This window comes from Maribacter sp. MS6 (genome assembly GCF_056839185.1).
In genome coordinates, this window is record NZ_CM166389.1 from 3,371,251 (window position 1) to 3,388,298 (window position 17,048).

Below are 17,048 nucleotides of genomic sequence, written 5' to 3' on the forward strand. Positions count from 1 at the left end.
AAGCTAATTGGATACTTACTACCCGAATAAATTTTATACATAAAGTATCTGGTAGGTTATACCTTAATTTAAGCTTACAAATAGTTGGGATTTTATTTTCCATATGCCCGACTCTTTTGTCCACATTGCCGAATAATTCCCATTAACAATAGAATTCTCACCTTTTTCTGGATCGAACCCATTCCAGAATCCGCTTTCCCAAGCCAAAGCTCTTTTTTTATTTACAATAATTTCATTCGTTTTACGTATCCAGTACATTTTACTATCTCCACCATCCAAGATATATTGCTTTAAGGCTTCTTTTCCTGATAACAAAGTGCCATTTCCAGTAGTGGTCAACACATTGTCCGTTAAATAGGATAGTACTTGGGGATTATCGTACGACCTAAGAGCGAGATTTGAAGCATTTCTAAATTTCAATATTTGCTCCTTATCGCTTTGTGAATGAAGTTCGGACGTAAAAATAAAAGTGCACAGCATGAACCAAAGAATGTATTTAGGATTTTTCATGTATTCAAATTATAATCAGATATGAATTAAGTTTCCGAGCATTTTACTTGTTCTTTTTTTTTTACATAAATAAGGCAGTCGAATAAGTAGCTAGCTTCAATTCTCACTGGAGTATATCTCATTATTTGAATCGCCGCCAGCCTGCAAATAAGCAAAAAGATCTTTGATTTCTTTAGGGTTGAGTCTATTTAGAAGTCCTGATGGCATAGGGGATAAGGGTGATAATTCTCTTTTAACAATAGTTGGTTTTAGTACATCAACAGTATAGGTGTCATTAAATGGGTTGGGCATTAATGTAACGCTTTCATCAGTTTCTGATTTAATACGCCCCGATACTTTTGTGCCATCATTTAAATGGAACAAGGTATTGGCATATTGATCTGATATTTCGTCATTGGGGCTATAGGTAGCAAACAGCATCTCATAATTATTGAATTTGGTATGGGCTTGTGTCAAATCTGGACCTACCGCAGCTCCTTCTCCCCGCATTCTGTGACATAGAATGCACATTCCGGCTTCATAAGCGCGTTTTCCTTTTTCAAAATCTACCTTGTAATCGGCCAATTCTGCTCCCCAAATTGCATTTCCTATTTCATTAGCATCGTATGGTTGCCCGGGCCCAATGGGTGATGGCAGCTCTGCTATAGTGGTTTCTGGGGAATAGACTCCGGATAATTCTTGAAAATATTCCTTTTCATTGTCGGGAACATTGTTCATGGCAGCAAGACGGATATTTTCCATACCTGGTTTAAAGCTTAGGCCACCTTTTGCGTTGAGCACATCATAAAACCATTGAAAGTAGGAAGACCTGCTTTCTTTGGTCCATCCTTTATCGGCATGGCTAAGTAATACACCATAATATATGGCTTCGGTAGGAGGCATTTTAGCAATAATCTCCCTGATAAGTGGACCGTACTGCTCACTACGTTCGGTAGTTTCTTTCGAGAGGAATTCTGTATTGCCCGCAGTACCTTCTTTTGTGTGCCGTTGTAATAATGCCACAAGTTCTTGAGTACTGTTTTCCGGGTCTAGGTATAGCAATAATTGCCCTAATTCCCTATTCATGTCGTCACTGGTATTCGGGTAATGGGATTTCAGCTTGTTCGCTATGAATTTTTTCTCACGTATTGTTGGTTCGCCCATTCTTATAAAAACTAGCTGATACGCACGGAGAAGATTCAACTGCTGCTCTAACGACTGGTCTTTTAACGACATGGCGTTTAGTTTATCCAAGATTTTGGATTGTGAAGTAGCATCGCCTGAGTGCGCAAATGCAATGCTGGCTTCTACAATTTTCACATTATTTTTTTCGGATAGAAAACGTTGCATCCATTGTTCAGTGGGTTGATGCTCTAAAGCAATACGTGCTGCATAACGTATAAAACGATCTTCGTGGTCTAAATGGTCCCAAGCTAGGGTGCTAGCTTCCGGAGTATTAGTGGAGTGGTACTTTTCAAGACTATGACGTAATTTGCGTAGTTGCTGTGCTTCTAAGTTGGATGATTGCTCTGTAATTTCAGTTTCACGCCCAGCGTATCGCAGCCGATAGAGATGAGAGTCTATCCTGCGACCGCCCGTGGCAAAGTACAAGTGACCATCTGTACCGGCAATCATATCTGTAAGTGGCAGTGGGGTACCGGTAAGGAACTCTTTACGAACAGCCGTATAGCTACTTCCTTTAGCTATAAGGTCCGCAAAGTAAATGGTGCCAAAACTCCAATCCATTACAAAAAGTCCATCAGAATATTCATTGGGAAAATTCAGTGCTTGTCCGGAAAGTACCGCAGTAGGTGAGCCTTGTTCTAGATTGTGTACGGCGGGTAAGGCATCTGGATAATAGTCCGGCCATTTGCCAGATCCGGTTCTCCACCCATATTCGCTGCCACTGGTTACATGGCAAATCCTTGTGGGTCTATACCAAGGCATACCTATATCCCATTCCATATCTGCGTCATAAGTGAACAATTCACCATCGGCATTAAAAGCGATGTCAAAAGGGTTTCTATACCCTGCAGAAATGAGTTCCCATTCCGTTCCATCCGGGTTGAACTTGCATATCCATCCGCCTGGTGCTTTGATATCATTGGCGTGCCCACGTGCATCTAAATAAGGTTTAAAAAGATTGTCCTCGCCCCAATTGGTAGGTAACCGACTATTCTCTTTCAGTTTATTGGGTATCAGCGTATGGTTTCCGGCAATGAAATAAATCTCTTGTCCGTCTGGCGAGGGTACAAAACTGTGTGGCCCGTGTTCACCGCCACCTTCAAGTTTAAGGAGCATGGTTACTGTATCCAAATTACCATCACTATCGCTATCTGTAATTCTATAGATTCCGCTACCGTTTTTTATGTCGTCTCCCCAGTGTTTGTTTACAGCAACGAAAAGGCTATTATGGGCCCAAAGTAGCCCATGCGCTTCACCTATTTCTAATTCAAGGGGGTGTACGTCTTCTAGTTTTAGTGTTTGTCCAATATCTGGGGCTTTAAAACTATAGATTTTACCATATTGGTCACAGGTAAAGATGGTGTTTTCATTCCCCTGTGCCATGGCTACCCACGACCCTTGCTCATGTTTGCTTGGTTGATACAGTTCCTCTAAAACAAAACCTTCTGGAATGGTAAAGTCTATTTCGGTTGTGTCGTTTAAGGTGGAAGCTATAGTGGTGTCATCTTTACAGGACAAAAATGAACATGCTAATCCTAACAGAAACAGAACAGAGTATCGCATGGTTTTAAGAATAGCGGTTGCTATAAAAATAATAAAAACTGACTTAGGATGGAGAAGTTTTTAGTATTGTCTAAAATTGTTATACAGCTGTGAAATGAAATTAGTTGGATTAGCTACTATGGCTAAGGCTATACGTTAAGAAAGTTCTATGTTCAGAAATAAAAAAGAATGCTGATAATCAAAAATCGAATAATGGTTTATAATTGAAAAGTAGTCATTGGAAAACCTATTGTCTAGGGTGTGGTCAGTTAAAGATGTAACTGTCGTAATGCTTCATAAACTGTTATGGAGACTGCATTGGCTAAATTGAGACTTCTGATTTCCTTGCTGTATAATGGAATTTTAGCAGTAAGTACTTCCGGGTTTTCTATGATAGATTTTGGTAGTCCAACCGATTCTTTTCCAAAAACCAGAAACATATCATCTTCAAAAGCAATATCCCAATGTGTGCATTTACCGTGTGACGAAAAGAAAACCATTTTCTTGTCTTCATGTGATGCAAAGAATTCTTCTTGGTTCTCGTAGGTAAATAATGAAATGTGTTGCCAATAATCGAGTCCGGCACGTTTTAATCTTTTATCCGATATCTCAAAACCAAATGGTTTAACCAGGTGTAGGTTTGCTCCTGTAGCTAAGGCAAGCCTGCCTATATTTCCGGTATTATTTGGAATTTCAGGTGCTATGAGTACAATATTTAAGCTCATTTTTTCTGTATGGATTGTAAATACAAATGTTCAACTTTAGTTCTTGCCCAAGGTGTTTTTCGAAGGAATTTTAAACTGGATTTTATGGTAGGATTGCTTTTAAAACAGTTAATGTTTACTTGGCCCGCTAGATCTTCCCATGAGTATTTTTGAGTAAGATATTCTAAAATATCAATAAGTTTTACACCATGAAGTGGATTGTTCGGTTGGTTTTCTAAATCGGTTGACATACAATAGAATTATAAAGACTAATAGTGTATAATTAAGTCTGATGTTAATTTTTTAAATGAAAAAACTCCGGTAATCAGCCGGAGTTTATTCATCAATCAAAAAACGAACAGTCATGATAACTGTTGTTAACGTTAAAATTACAACTTATATGCCAAATTTCCAATTTAAGGAAAGTTTAACGTGTAATTTTTGACCTTGGTTTATCCAAGGTAGGTTTTGAGTATTTTACTTCTAGAGGTATGCTTTAATCTTCGAATCGCTTTTTCCTTAATTTGGCGAACGCGTTCTCTTGTAAGATCAAAAGTTTCACCTATTTCTTCCAAAGTCATCGAATGCTGTCCTGCTAGCCCAAAGTACAAGCGGATAACATCCGCTTCTCTTGGGGTCAATGTTTCAAGAGCACGTTCAATTTCCGTTCTTAAGGATTCATGTAGTAATTCCCTATCAGGATTTGGAGATTCTCCACTACGTAAAACATCGTAAAGATTGGAGTCTTCACCATCGATTAATGGTGCATCCATGGATACGTGTCTTCCGGAGTTTTTAAGTGATTGTTTTACATCATCAACAGTCATGTCCAACTCCTTTGCAATTTCTTCGGGAGAAGGCATTCTTTCATGAGCTTGCTCAAGAAATGCGAATGTTTTGTTGATCTTGTTTATAGACCCAATTTTGTTCAATGGCAAACGAACAATACGCGATTGTTCTGCCAAAGCTTGTAATATAGATTGACGAATCCACCATACGGCGTAGGAGATAAATTTAAATCCCCGCGTTTCGTCAAAACGCTGTGCAGCTTTAATCAGACCAAGGTTTCCCTCGTTGATCAAATCCGGTAAAGTAAGTCCTTGGTTTTGGTACTGCTTGGCAACTGATACTACGAATCTGAGATTGGCTTTTGTTAGTTTTTCAAGAGCGAGTTGATCGCCTGCCTTGATACGTTGTGCCAATTCTACTTCTTCATCTGCAGTAATCAAGTCCACTTTTCCAATTTCTTGTAAGTACTTGTCCAAAGATGCGGTTTCCCTATTGGTAACCTGTTTTGTAATCTTAAGCTGTCTCATTAAAGTAAATTAAGTTCAATTTGCATAGACTGCATATACTTATACGTAAAAATCTACGGAATGTTACAAATGGATATAAAAAAGATGATTTTTCCGTTGAACGGTACAAAACGGACTAATACTATGCGGTAATAGATTTATTGATACGTTACCATTTCAATTTATTTTCTGCAAATAGTATTGATGTTCTTATATTGTAGGTTTTATAATATCCTTTGAAGTGACTTTAATTTTATGATGACATGAAGAAAATTGCTTTTATTTCTGGGGTTACAGGAGCGGCTTTAATCTTAGGAGGACTAACAGGAGAGCTTATGCATTGGGAATATAATGGGGCTACAACGGCTATTGGTACTTTGATTTTTGCCTTCATATTTTTACCATCAGTCGCCAAGTATATGTACGATAACAGTGGTAAAAAGTAAAAAGCTCCATCCGATATACGAATGGAGCTTTATTCTACTTGTAAAATTAAATGTAGCCTAACGTATAAACACTAGTCTCTTCTGGGTTTGCGATCTCTGTTACGATCATCTCTTCCACGCCCACGATCACGATCGTTGCTTTTACGTGGGGGCCTTTCGACAAAACCTTCTGGTTTTGGTAAAAGTGCTTTACGAGAAACTTTCTCTTTACGGGTTCTTGGATCAGTACCTAAATACTTCACTTCGAATTCGTCACCCATGTTCACCACATCGGTAACATTTTCGGTGCGTTCCCAAGCTAATTCAGATACATGCAATAACGTCTCGTTCCCTGGAGCATCAAGATATTCTACCACGGCTCCAAAATCCAACATCTTTATGACCTTAACCTTATAAGATTCATTCATTTGAGGTTTGAACATCAATGAATCGATCTTAGTCAAAACAGCATCAATACCATTTTGATCTGTACCCAAAATTTCAACAATACCTTCTTCGGTAACAGGATCTTCATTGATAACAATCGTAGTTCCTGTTTCTTTCTGAAGTTCTTGAATTACTTTTCCACCAGGTCCAATAAGGGCACCAATGAATTCATTAGGGATCGTACGCGTTACCATCTTAGGCGAATGTGGTTTCACATCAGCGGCAGGTTCAGCAATAGTATCCGTTATTTTTTCAAGAATATGTAATCGACCATTTCTTGCTTGTTGTAACGCATTTACTAATATTTCATAAGACAATCCTTTTACTTTAATGTCCATTTGGCAAGCAGTAATACCATCGGCAGTACCAGTTACTTTAAAGTCCATATCACCTAAGTGATCTTCATCACCTAGGATATCGGATAGCACAGCATATTTACCGGATGCTGCATCGGATATTAATCCCATAGCGATACCGGAAACAGGTCTTTTTAATTGAACACCGGCATCCATCATTGCCATTGTACCGGAGCATACGGTTGCCATAGAAGAGGAGCCGTTAGATTCTAATACTTCAGATACAACACGTACTGTGTAAGGACAATCATCTGGCACCATTCCTTTTAATGCACGTTGTGCAAGGTTACCATGGCCTACTTCTCTACGGGATGTTCCACGTATTGGTCGTGCTTCACCCGTACAGAAAGGAGGGAAATTATAATGTAAATAGAAATTTTCTTCCCCTTCGTGAGACGGCATGTCTATTTTGTTCGCATCTCTAGAGGTACCTAAAGTTACTGTTGCTAATGCCTGAGTTTCCCCACGTGTAAAAATCGCAGATCCATGTGTAGACGGTAAATAATCGATCTCACACCAGATTGGACGAATCTCATCGGTCTTACGACCATCTAAACGTAATCCTTCATTTAAGGTGAGGTCACGTATAGCAGCTTTTTCAGCTTGTCTGTAATACTTGGAAACCAAGCCACCGAAATCCGCTAATTCTTCCTCCGAAAAAGTAGCTTTGATTTCTTCTTTGATATCATTGAAGGCAGCACTTCTTTCGTGTTTTGCGGAACCAGCTTTTGCTATGGCGTATACTTTATCGTAAGCCATATCATGAACTTTCTTTGCAAGCTCTTCATCGGAACGTTCCTCAGGATATTCACGAACTTCTTTCTTTCCGAAAGCTTCCGCTAAACGCAATTGAGCAGCACATTGAACCTTAATGGCTTCGTGTGCAAACTTGATAGCGTCTGCCATTTCTTCTTCAGAAATTTCGTCCATTTCACCCTCGACCATCATCACAGAGTCAGCAGATGCACCGATCATCATGTCGATATCGGACTCCGCTAATTGAGCTCTTGTCGGGTTGATAACAAATTCACCGTTAACACGACCAACTCGTGCCTCTGAAATAGCGCATTCAAAAGGGAAGTCAGATAACTGAATGGCTGCAGATGCTGCCAAACCGGCCATTGCATCTGGCATAACGTCATCATCATGAGACATTAATTGAATCATCACTTGTGTTTCTGAGTGATAATCTTTTGGAAAAAGTGGACGTAAGACGCGATCCACCAAACGCATCGTCAAAACCTCACCATCACTTGGTCTAGCCTCCCTTTTGAAGAAACCACCTGGGTAACGACCAGCAGCAGCGAATTTTTCACGATAATCTACCGTTAACGGAAGAAAATCTAAATCTTTTTGCTCATAGTTGGACACTACTGTACAGAGTAGCATACATTTTCCAGATTGAACAACAACTGAGCCATGTGCCTGTTTTGCTAATTTTCCGGTTTCGATAGAAATTTCTCTACCGTCACCTAGGTCTATGACCTCTCTAAATACTTTTGGAATCATAAAATTGATTTTTACCCGAACCCTCGGGATTTTGTTAAACAATGGTCATCTGGTTGTTGAGGCCAGAAGGTTGTGTTGTTGTATGTGCCGTGTAAGCACTTGACCAATGAAAAACTGTGTGCAGCTTTTAATTTTGCCCACCACACCGTAAAAATGTGATTTCAGGACTTTGAAATATTATATACAGAACGTGAGTTCCGTTAAATAAAAAAGAGGGAAGCTAGGCTTCCCTCTACATATATTACTTTCTAATATTCAATTCTTTGATAAGCTCACGATATTTTACAATATCCTTTTTTATCATATAATCTAAAAGACTTCTTCTTTTACCCACGAGCTTTACTAATGAACGCTCTGTGTTATAGTCTTTATGGTTTTTTTTCAAGTGACCGGTCAAATGATTGATACGGTGTGTGAATAAGGCTATTTGACCTTCCGTAGAACCTGTGTTCTCCGCTTTTCCGCCGTGTTTCTTAAAGATTTCAGCTTTTACTTCTTTCGTTAAATACATGCTAATATTAGTGTTAATGATTTTTATGTATCTGATTGATTTTCAAACAGGCTGCAAAGATACTATTTTGTCGCTAAATTATATAACAATTCAACTCTGTTTTTTTAAGCAGATTTAATTTCTTCCTTGCGAATTGGAATATTCTGTATTAAATCAACATATAGATTTATCTTTTTCTTTAACTCTCTGCGGTGTGTGATGAAATCCAAGAAACCATGCTCCAACAAAAATTCTGAAGATTGAAACCCTTCCGGTAAATCTTTTCCGGTGGTATCCTTTACAATACGTGGACCGGCAAAACCGATTAGTGCTCCAGGTTCTGCTATATTAATATCACCTAACATTGCATAAGAGGCTGTTGTGCCACCCGTAGTTGGGTCTGTGCAAAGTGAGATATAGGGCAGGCCAGCTTCCGCTAACTGGGCCAGTTTTACAGAAGTTTTTGCCAATTGCATTAAGGAAAGTGCAGCTTCCATCATACGTGCGCCACCCGATTTTGAAATCATTACAAAAGGCACTTTCTTTTTTATAGCATGGTCTATACCTCTTGCTATTTTTTCACCGACCACACTCCCCATAGAGCCACCGATGAAACTGAAATCCATGCAGCATATAACGATATCCTTTCCTAAGGACTTTCCAAAACCGGTTCTAACTGCATCTTTAAGTCCCGTCTTTTTCTGGGCTGCTTTAAGTCGATCTCCGTACTTTTTGGTATCCTCAAATTTTAAAGGGTCTTTAGAAGAAAGTTTGGCATCCAGTTCGGTAAACTTATTGTTATCAAAAAGGATTTCAAAATATTCTTTACTGCCAATGCGTACGTGATAATCGTCTTCAGGGCTTACGTAGAAATTTTTAGCTAGATCATCGGATTCTACGATCTTACCGGTTGGTGATTTGTACCAAAGCCCTTTTGGGGTGTCTTTTTTCTCCTCGGTAGAAGTCTGTATTCCTTTTTCTTTTCTTTTAAACCAAGCCGTCATGTTTTCCATATTTAGAGTTAGTTCTTCGCAAATTATAGGGTATTGACGTTGTTTAAGTCTTCAAAGGCCTTTTTTAATCGCGCTACAAATGTGGTTTCGCCACTACGTAGCCATACTCTTGGATCATAGTATTTTTTATTAGGTTCGTCTGCACCTTTAGGGTTTCCTATTTGTGTTTGTAAAAAGTCTTTGTTGTCCTGTACGTAATCTCTAACGCCGGACAAAAATGCATATTGAAGATCAGTGTCGATATTCATTTTAATTACACCGTAGCTAATACCCTCCCTTATTTCTTCAACTGTTGACCCAGAACCACCATGGAATACAAAATCAATATGGTTATGTTCCACACCATATTTTTTGGAAATATATTCTTGAGAGTTCAATAAAATCTTTGGAGTAAGTTTAACATTTCCTGGCTTGTAAACACCGTGCACGTTACCAAAAGCAGCGGCAATGGTAAATCTTGGGCTTACCTTAGAAAGTTCCTCGTATGCGTAGGCTACTTCTTCTGGTTGTGTGTATAGTTTGGAATCGTCTACATCTGAATTATCTACACCGTCTTCTTCTCCGCCTGTAATTCCCAATTCTATTTCTAGGGTCATTTCCATTTTACTCATACGCTCCAAGTATCCTTTACAGATTTCGATATTCTCTTCCAAAGGCTCCTCTGAGAGGTCGATCATGTGTGAGCTGAACAAGGATTTTCCGGTTTCTGCGTAATGTTTTTCGCTGGCATCTAATAAACCGTCTATCCAAGGTAATAATTTCTTGGCACAGTGATCTGTATGCAATATAACAGTAGCTCCGTATGCCTCTGCCAATTGGTGCACGTGTTTTGCACCTGCAATGGCACCCTGTATGGCTGCGTTTTGGCCCTCGTTTGATAATCCCTTTCCTGCATTGAATTGCGCACCTCCATTAGAAAACTGTATGATGACAGGTGCGTTTAAACTTGCAGCTGTTTCCAACACGCCATTTATGGTATTAGAGCCTATTACATTAACCGCTGGTAGCGCAAAGCCTTTTTCTTTTGCGTAGTTGAATATATCCTGAACTTGATCTCCGGTAGCAACTCCCGGTTTTATTGTATGAGCCATAATCTTTAGGTCTTTAGTTTTCTAAAATTTAAGCAACAAAAGTAACAAAACAATTAGACTTAGAAAGGATAGTTAATCCCTATTTGCAGTACGGAGTTCGAAAAATTATAATCCCTAAACCATCTTTTGGACTGTATCTCAGCTGGATTATAGGTTTTGAAACCCAAGTCTACTCGAAATAGGAAATAGGTGAAATCATAACGCAGACCAAACCCTGTCCCAAGGGCAATATCCTTTAAAGAAGATAGTCCATTGAAGGTAGCATCTGTATCATCTACATCATCAAAAACATTCCAAATGTTACCGGCATCAGCAAAAATAGCTCCGTTGATATCGCCAGCTATTGAGAAACGGTATTCCAGGTTAAGTGCCAATTTTAGGTTTGCTTCGTTAAAATCGTTCACGGCAGAAGTTCTACCTGGTCCTAACGAATAAGGGAACCAGGCTCGGTTGTCATTAGAACCACCTCCAAAGTAACTGCGTACAAATGGTATGTTGTTGGAATTGCCATACGGGATAGCAATGCCAAAGAATGTTCGTGCGGCCAGCACATTGGAACGGGAGAGGTCCCAGTATTTTACATAATCGAACTCTGTTTTTATATACTGTGAAAAAGGAACGTTGAAGACTAAAAGCTGGTCATCTTTTTCATTGAATGGAATAAAACTTGAAAGACCAGATAGTAAGTTACCGGCACTTTCCAGTCTAAACCTAAACTGATAAAAATTATTATCTGTTACTCCGTTCCGGTTATTTTTGTTAAAAGTATAGTTGGTGGTGAAAATTAAGTTGTTTTCCGTTAGGCGTTGCTCTCTCTCGTTTATGCTTTTAACCTCGTTGAACTCCTCTAATGTTAATCCGTTTCCTGCTATTGGTATTTCTCCGCTTAGCACATCATCTATGAAACTATCTGTGCCAATATTCTCAGGGTCGGAGGACTCTATGGGAGTGGTAAGGTTTCCCTCGTCATTAAAATAAAGGGGGTTTACTACCCCAGTATTTTCTGTGGCTATCCCATTTAATACGTTGTATGTATTCTGATATACATTAAAAAAGCGATTGCTGTTTACATTTCGTACATACTGTACATTCAATAGTTCTATGTTATGCTTTTTAAATTCTGAAGGTGTCCAGTTATAGCTCAATACACTATTTAAGGTTTGCTTGTCCAAACCAATATTTTTTTGAAAACTTGTACCAATGGCAATCCTTGTTTGTGGTAAGGTGTAATTAGGTATTAGCGTTGAGGTTGTTACGAAAGGAAACCATATTCTTGGAAAATCCAAGGTGATATCGCCCCCTAATTCCGAGAAAAAATCTTCTTGAAAAGATGGGCTGCTTAAGAGGCCAAAGGTACCATCAGCCGAGATGCTTAGGTTTTCCGCTCCTTTAAATATGTTTCTTATCAATAGGGATGCATTTAGCCCAACACCCAACCTTCTAATATTGGACCTGCTAATATCAAAATTAGTGCCTAGGGAATATTTGGTTTTGGGGGCAAGGTATATTTTGTAGTTAACGTTGGTGCCACTGCTGTCTACCTCTGGTATTATGCTAGGATATTTAAAAATATTTAAGCTGTTCAACTGTCTTGCAGTTCTAATTTTGTCCAAGTCTCTATATGTGTTTCCTTTTTTAAAGAAAATGGCATTCGCCAAGGTCTTTGGTTTAATTTGAAATTTACCGGAATAGTGAATGGTATAATCTCCATATTCTATTGTTCTTACAGAGTCTTTCCCTGCAGTAGAAAGGTAATTGGTATAAATGTCTATGTTATTTATTTTTTCAACTTTATAGGCTGCAGTGGTTACCACGTTTTCACCTCGTTTTTTTAAATCCCCTATGTTTAATACGATGTTCATTTTTTGATCATCCTCGGTTACTGCGGTATCTCTAGCGATATCAAAGGTGATAGAACTTTCTTGGAAATTACGAATACCGTTGTTTCTGAAAATGGTGGTTAGACGTTCTCGTTCTGCATTGAAAATATCGCGATCAAATTGTTGTCCTTTTTTAATCAAGGATTGCCCTGCGTTTATAAAGTAAAGGGAGTCTATTGCCTTAGAAGATATTTCATTAGAAATAGAATCGACTAAAAAGGGTTTTCCAAGTGTAATGTTATAGGCTACGGTTGCCTTTTGCTTGCGACCGGTGGAATCGATGCTATAGCTTGTACTATTGTTAAAATAGCCCCTATCGTAATAATAGGAACTTAATCGCTGCAGACTTCTTCGGGTTTTGGAAGTATCTAGTACAACCGGTGCTTCTCCTATATCTTTTAGCCAATTGCTCATGCCCGAGACTAAAAAGGATTCTCCCAAGCGTTCTACTTGTTTTGCAGAAAGTAACTTTGTGAGTCGCTCTTTTCTATTGGGTTTTCTATATAGCCAAGACTGGTATAGGGAATCTGGATTTTCTTTGGCAAGATTATATAAATTAAGTCGCAGTGGGTAGCCTAAAAGTGCGGCATTGGGCTTTTGGTAAATAAGGCTTTCTATGGCTTCATTCTTTACTTCCAGAGAATCTACGAGTAATTCGTTTTTTATCACCAAATACTCATCATTATCAACTTTTTTTAAAGAATTACATGACAGCACAACCATTGCCAGAAGCGAGAATAAGCTTATTTTAGCTATGTTGTTTTTAAAGCATAGAGCCGTGTTCATAGAAATCAAAAATACAGTATTTGAATGGTTGTTAAAAGTGAATTGAAACTAATAAAAAGCTTACAGCAAAAAAAGTACCGAAATGAACATGGGCTGTTTGTTGTTGAAGGTAAAAAGGCTTTAGAGGAACTTCTAAATTCTAGGATTGTCCCATACAAAGTGTATTGTTCAGGCAACTTGGATTTGAATGTGAACCATAACGAAATTCAACGGGTTACGTCAAAAGAACTGAGTCAGATGAGTGCTCTAAAAAATCCTAACGGTGCGTTGGGCGTATTTCATATACCAACTCCAGAAACTGTCGATTTCAACAACTGGCTTGTGCTGTTAGATGGTGTTCAGGACCCTGGTAATTTAGGTACAATTATTAGATTATGCGACTGGTATGGAATTACTAATTTGGTCTGTTCTACCGATACTGTAGATTGTTATAATCCAAAGGTATTGCAGGCTACCATGGGTTCAATTGCAAGGGTAAACATCGTATATGAGGATTTAGGAACTTTTTTAAAAAGTAATCCCTTACCGGTTTATGGTTCTTTCATGGACGGCACATCGGTTTATGCAAGCGAGTTGCCAAAAAAAGGAGTTCTGGTTATGGGTAATGAAGGTAATGGCATTTCTTTAGCTGTGAAAGAACGTTGCGACTTTAGTATTTCCATACCCCAACATGGTAAACCAACAGCCGAAAGCCTTAACGTAGGAACCGCTTCCGCTATTTTATTAAATGAAATACGTCGCCAAGGATAGCAGTTTATTCAAAGGTGAAATTCACGAAAATACCCCGCGTTCTCATGGCATCAATATTTCCGGTCCAAGGGCTGTTAGGGTCGTTGTCTCGAACCAGTTCATCTGTTAACGCAAACACACCGCGAATGGATGGGCTAAACTTAAAATATTCTAAGTAAAAGTCAATTCCAAATCCCAGTTCATAATTATAGACCCACTTTGTCATACGAAAGGTACCTGCAGAGTTATCGTCTAAGCTATCCTCGTTGCTTCCTAAATTTAATGACATGGAGCCACCTCCAATAATAAACGGCTTCCAATTTCCTATTCTTCTTGTACTTGCTTTGAGCAGGAGAGGGAAGTTAATGTATGTGGATTTTACTTCTCTTAGTGCATCTCGCTCTTCATCAAAACCAGGAAATCCAATAGTTCTAGCTGTATAGTGTAAACCGGGTTCTAGTCTTAGATCCAAGAATTCGTTTAATCGCATTTCGCCAATAAGGCCTACATTAAACCCAAAGGTTTTAGTGGTGAGAATATCTCGCTCGTTATCTTTATAATCAAATTTGAAATCATATTGATTAAATCCTAAGAAATAACCATAGTTTAGAAATTTCTTGTCCTCGTTCTCCTTGTTAAGAACAGGCCTTTCGTTAAATTGGGCATTGGTCCATTGATCGGTAAACAATACTACAATACCTATTAAAATCCATTTCTTCATCTACGCCTAATTACTAAAAACCTACATGGGTAATGGCTAAAATTTAGCGTATTTGTTTGGCGAAACGCCTACGCTTTTTTAGCAACATATATCGATGCCACCCCAAATGTTTGAGGCTTATTGGTTACTTCTATAAACCCAATTTTACGCAAAATATTGTTGAAGATTTCACCATGAGGAAAAACGGCGGCAGATTCGCTTAAATATCCATAAGCAGAATTATCTTTTGAGAATAACTTGCCTATACGCGGTAGTATGTATTTTGTGTAAATATGATAGCCTTGTTTAAAGGGTGTTTTTGTAGGTACCGAAGTTTCAAGGATTACTAAAGACCCTTTTGGTTTTAGTACACGTAGAATTTCTGAAAGTCCGGTTTCTAAGGTTTCAAAGTTTCGTACGCCAAAAGATACTGTTACCGCGTCAAATGAGTTGGTTGCAAAAGATAGCTTTTCGCTATCGCCCACCACCATTTCTATAGTGCTATCTAAGTTTTTGTGTTTGATTTTATCTTTGCCTACCTCCAACATACCAGGAGAAATATCTAGACCCACTATTTTTTTGGCACCGGTTTTTACCAAGGCAATAGCGAGATCACCTGTGCCCGTAGCGATATCCAATATCGTTTCAGGTGCTTCTCTTTTAAGTAACGCCACTACTCTTTTTCTCCATTTAATATCTATTCCAAAGGAAATAACACGGTTTAACCCATCATAGTCTTTTGAAATAGTGTCGAACATTTTGGTGACCTGTTCTTTTTTGCCAAGATTAGAATCTTTATATGGGGTAACCTTTTCGGGCATAACAATAGTTTTTTTGCAAAGATACGATTTAGTAAAATAGACGCTGGTAAATTCCTAGTTTAACACCATGAAGCAGCTGTAGGTTAAAAAAGCTAAAATAAATGCTAACCTAATAAAATTATGTAATTTTGCACGATAATATGAGCCTAGTACATTGAACACTGTGCGTAACATGGAAATAATGTTGACGATAGAACGTTCAAGACAAACTACAAATAGGTAATCGAAGAACTTAAATGAAGATTATAATTGCAGGTGCAGGTGAAGTAGGATTTCATTTAGCTAAACTACTTTCCTACGAATCGCAGAACATCACGTTGATAGATACACACAAGGAGAGTCTTGCATATGCAGATAATCATTTGGATATACGAGTTTTAAAGGGTGATGCAACGTCTATTGCTGTACTAAGGGATGCGCGAGTAGAAGACTCCGATTTGGTCATTGGGGTAACCTCCTCTGAAACGACCAATATTACGCTATGTATGTTGGCAAAGCAATTGGGGTGCAAGCAAACAATTGCTAGGATTTCCAATACCGAGTTTGTGGACAACAAAGAGTTGCTCAAATTCTCTGAATTGGGGATCGATGAGTTGATTTCGCCCGAGGAGTTGGCCGCGGCCGAAATTCAACTTTTATTGAACAAATCTGCCTTTAACGATACGTTTGAGTTCGATGATGGTAAATTAATTATGGTAGGGGTTTCCTTGCCAAAATCCGCGCCTTTCGTGGGCAAGATGGTCAAAGAGGCAGCTACTATTTTTTCCGAACTTCACTTTATGCCTATTGCTTTGCAGCGAATGGGAACACAATACACCGTTATCCCGAGAGGGGATACCGTTTTTAAGGAAGGAGATCAGGTACATTTTATAACGGTAAAAGAAGGTGTTGATGAGCTTTATAAACTCACCGGAAAGAAAAAAGAAGAGATAAAGAATGTAATGATTTTGGGAGGTAGTAAGGTAGGCTACAAAACTGCTAGGGATCTTTGTAACAATAAGTTCAATGTTAAACTTATAGAGAAGAATAAGGAAAAAGCATTCGATTTAGCAGATGATTTACCTAATGCATTGGTTATTAACGGAGATGGAAGAAATGTTGAGCTTTTAGAAGAGGAGAGTCTAGAATCAATGGATGCATTTATTGCCGTTACGGGAAACTCAGAGACGAATATCATGTCCTGTTTGGTCGCTAAGTCCAAGCACATTAAAAAGACAATCGCATTGGTAGAGAACATGGACTATTTTCAGTTATCCCATTCCATAGGCATAGACACTTTGATCAACAAAAAATTATTAGCGGCAAATAATATTTTTAGACATGTTAGAAGAGGCGAAGTTGTTGAGATGATGCGATTAAATAATCTAAATGCCGAGATATTGGAGTTTATCGTGAAAAAGGACTCTCGTGTTACCGGTGCTGTTATTAGGGATATTAACTTTCCTAAGTCCGCTACTATTGGCGGTGTGGTTCGTGATGGCGAAGGAATTATTGCCCTTGGTGGTTTTGAAATTAAGGCAGGAGATAGGGTCGTGGTTTGTTGCCTCCCTGAAGAAATAGCTAAAATAGAACGAATGTTCCTTTAA

General features: G+C 38.6%; 15 protein-coding genes. 3 read left to right on the forward strand and 12 right to left on the reverse strand.

What is annotated here, in order from left to right; genetic code table 11:
• Positions 1 to 63: 63 nt before the first annotated feature.
• The 5 genes from MS6x_RS14730 to MS6x_RS14750 form a co-directional block, all read right to left on the reverse strand.
• Positions 64 to 510, reverse strand: a complete 447-nt coding sequence (locus tag MS6x_RS14730; RefSeq protein WP_482603227.1) for a DUF4440 domain-containing protein — start codon at positions 508 to 510, stop codon at positions 64 to 66.
• A gap of 96 nt (positions 511 to 606) precedes the next feature.
• Positions 607 to 3,237, reverse strand: a complete 2,631-nt coding sequence (locus MS6x_RS14735; RefSeq protein ID WP_482603228.1) for a c-type cytochrome — start codon at positions 3,235 to 3,237, stop codon at positions 607 to 609.
• 248 nt (positions 3,238 to 3,485) lie between these two features.
• Positions 3,486 to 3,941 carry a tRNA (cytidine(34)-2'-O)-methyltransferase gene (locus MS6x_RS14740; RefSeq protein WP_482603229.1) on the reverse strand — a complete coding sequence of 152 codons (456 nt, stop codon included), beginning with the start codon at positions 3,939 to 3,941 and terminating at the stop codon, positions 3,486 to 3,488.
• A complete protein-coding gene (locus MS6x_RS14745; protein ID WP_482603230.1) occupies positions 3,938 to 4,171 on the reverse strand; it encodes a VF530 family protein in 234 nt (77 codons plus the stop codon). Before MS6x_RS14745 ends, MS6x_RS14740 begins: the two co-directional genes overlap by 4 nt.
• 201 nt (positions 4,172 to 4,372) lie before the next feature.
• Positions 4,373 to 5,236: a sigma-70 family RNA polymerase sigma factor gene (locus MS6x_RS14750; protein WP_424002067.1), complete on the reverse strand. Its 864-nt coding sequence runs from the start codon at positions 5,234 to 5,236 to the stop codon at positions 4,373 to 4,375.
• A gap of 242 nt (positions 5,237 to 5,478) precedes the next feature.
• Between MS6x_RS14750 and MS6x_RS14755 the strand changes: the two genes are divergently transcribed.
• Positions 5,479 to 5,661, forward strand: a complete 183-nt coding sequence (locus MS6x_RS14755) for a hypothetical protein (RefSeq protein ID WP_482603231.1) — start codon at positions 5,479 to 5,481, stop codon at positions 5,659 to 5,661.
• A gap of 71 nt (positions 5,662 to 5,732) precedes the next feature.
• Here the strand turns inward: MS6x_RS14755 and MS6x_RS14760 are convergent, their stop codons facing one another.
• From MS6x_RS14760 to tamL, 5 genes are all read right to left on the reverse strand, one after another.
• Entirely contained in the window at positions 5,733 to 7,952 is a 2,220-nt protein-coding gene (locus MS6x_RS14760) for a polyribonucleotide nucleotidyltransferase (protein ID WP_482607177.1), read from the reverse strand.
• A gap of 241 nt (positions 7,953 to 8,193) precedes the next feature.
• Entirely contained in the window at positions 8,194 to 8,463 is a 270-nt protein-coding gene (gene rpsO, locus MS6x_RS14765) for a 30S ribosomal protein S15 (RefSeq protein ID WP_153756622.1), read from the reverse strand.
• A 104-nt stretch (positions 8,464 to 8,567) separates the two neighbouring features.
• Positions 8,568 to 9,446, reverse strand: a complete 879-nt coding sequence (accD, locus tag MS6x_RS14770; protein WP_482607178.1) for an acetyl-CoA carboxylase, carboxyltransferase subunit beta — start codon at positions 9,444 to 9,446, stop codon at positions 8,568 to 8,570.
• A 32-nt stretch (positions 9,447 to 9,478) separates the two neighbouring features.
• A complete protein-coding gene (gene fbaA, locus MS6x_RS14775) occupies positions 9,479 to 10,546 on the reverse strand; it encodes a class II fructose-bisphosphate aldolase (protein WP_482603232.1) in 1,068 nt (355 codons plus the stop codon).
• Positions 10,547 to 10,605: 59 nt separating this feature from the next.
• On the reverse strand, positions 10,606 to 13,212 hold the full coding sequence (gene tamL, locus MS6x_RS14780) for a translocation and assembly module lipoprotein TamL (RefSeq protein ID WP_482603233.1): 2,607 nt from the start codon (positions 13,210 to 13,212) through the stop codon (positions 10,606 to 10,608).
• A gap of 24 nt (positions 13,213 to 13,236) precedes the next feature.
• Between tamL and MS6x_RS14785 the strand changes: the two genes are divergently transcribed.
• Positions 13,237 to 13,962, forward strand: coding sequence for a TrmH family RNA methyltransferase (locus MS6x_RS14785; protein ID WP_482603234.1), 726 nt, complete (start codon positions 13,237 to 13,239; stop codon positions 13,960 to 13,962).
• A 4-nt stretch (positions 13,963 to 13,966) separates the two neighbouring features.
• Here the strand turns inward: MS6x_RS14785 and porT are convergent, their stop codons facing one another.
• Positions 13,967 to 14,662 carry a type IX secretion/gliding motility protein PorT/SprT gene (porT, locus tag MS6x_RS14790; RefSeq protein ID WP_482603235.1) on the reverse strand — a complete coding sequence of 232 codons (696 nt, stop codon included), beginning with the start codon at positions 14,660 to 14,662 and terminating at the stop codon, positions 13,967 to 13,969.
• Positions 14,663 to 14,730: 68 nt separating this feature from the next.
• Entirely contained in the window at positions 14,731 to 15,462 is a 732-nt protein-coding gene (ubiE, locus tag MS6x_RS14795; RefSeq protein WP_482603236.1) for a bifunctional demethylmenaquinone methyltransferase/2-methoxy-6-polyprenyl-1,4-benzoquinol methylase UbiE, read from the reverse strand.
• A gap of 236 nt (positions 15,463 to 15,698) precedes the next feature.
• On the opposite strand from ubiE, the gene trkA reads away from it, so the two are divergent.
• The gene (gene trkA, locus MS6x_RS14800) at positions 15,699 to 17,048 is read left to right on the forward strand and encodes a Trk system potassium transporter TrkA (RefSeq protein ID WP_482603237.1); all 1,350 of its coding nucleotides are present in this window, start codon (positions 15,699 to 15,701) and stop codon (positions 17,046 to 17,048) included.

Excerpts from the sequence above, each read along its gene's own strand:
- MS6x_RS14730 (WP_482603227.1), bottom strand. The coding sequence starts at position 510 with ATGAAAAATCCTAAATACATTCTTTGGTTCATGCTGTGCACTTTTATT.
- MS6x_RS14735 (WP_482603228.1), bottom strand. The coding sequence starts at position 3,237 with ATGCGATACTCTGTTCTGTTTCTGTTAGGATTAGCATGTTCATTTTTG.
- MS6x_RS14740 (WP_482603229.1), bottom strand. The coding sequence starts at position 3,941 with ATGAGCTTAAATATTGTACTCATAGCACCTGAAATTCCAAATAATACC.
- MS6x_RS14745 (WP_482603230.1), bottom strand. The coding sequence starts at position 4,171 with ATGTCAACCGATTTAGAAAACCAACCGAACAATCCACTTCATGGTGTA.
- MS6x_RS14750 (WP_424002067.1), bottom strand. The coding sequence starts at position 5,236 with ATGAGACAGCTTAAGATTACAAAACAGGTTACCAATAGGGAAACCGCA.
- MS6x_RS14755 (WP_482603231.1), top strand. The coding sequence starts at position 5,479 with ATGAAGAAAATTGCTTTTATTTCTGGGGTTACAGGAGCGGCTTTAATC.
- MS6x_RS14760 (WP_482607177.1), bottom strand. The coding sequence starts at position 7,952 with ATGATTCCAAAAGTATTTAGAGAGGTCATAGACCTAGGTGACGGTAGA.
- rpsO (WP_153756622.1), bottom strand. The coding sequence starts at position 8,463 with ATGTATTTAACGAAAGAAGTAAAAGCTGAAATCTTTAAGAAACACGGC.
- accD (WP_482607178.1), bottom strand. The coding sequence starts at position 9,446 with ATGACGGCTTGGTTTAAAAGAAAAGAAAAAGGAATACAGACTTCTACC.
- fbaA (WP_482603232.1), bottom strand. The coding sequence starts at position 10,546 with ATGGCTCATACAATAAAACCGGGAGTTGCTACCGGAGATCAAGTTCAG.
- tamL (WP_482603233.1), bottom strand. The coding sequence starts at position 13,212 with ATGAACACGGCTCTATGCTTTAAAAACAACATAGCTAAAATAAGCTTA.
- MS6x_RS14785 (WP_482603234.1), top strand. The coding sequence starts at position 13,237 with ATGGTTGTTAAAAGTGAATTGAAACTAATAAAAAGCTTACAGCAAAAA.
- porT (WP_482603235.1), bottom strand. The coding sequence starts at position 14,662 with ATGAAGAAATGGATTTTAATAGGTATTGTAGTATTGTTTACCGATCAA.
- ubiE (WP_482603236.1), bottom strand. The coding sequence starts at position 15,462 with ATGCCCGAAAAGGTTACCCCATATAAAGATTCTAATCTTGGCAAAAAA.
- trkA (WP_482603237.1), top strand. The coding sequence starts at position 15,699 with ATGAAGATTATAATTGCAGGTGCAGGTGAAGTAGGATTTCATTTAGCT.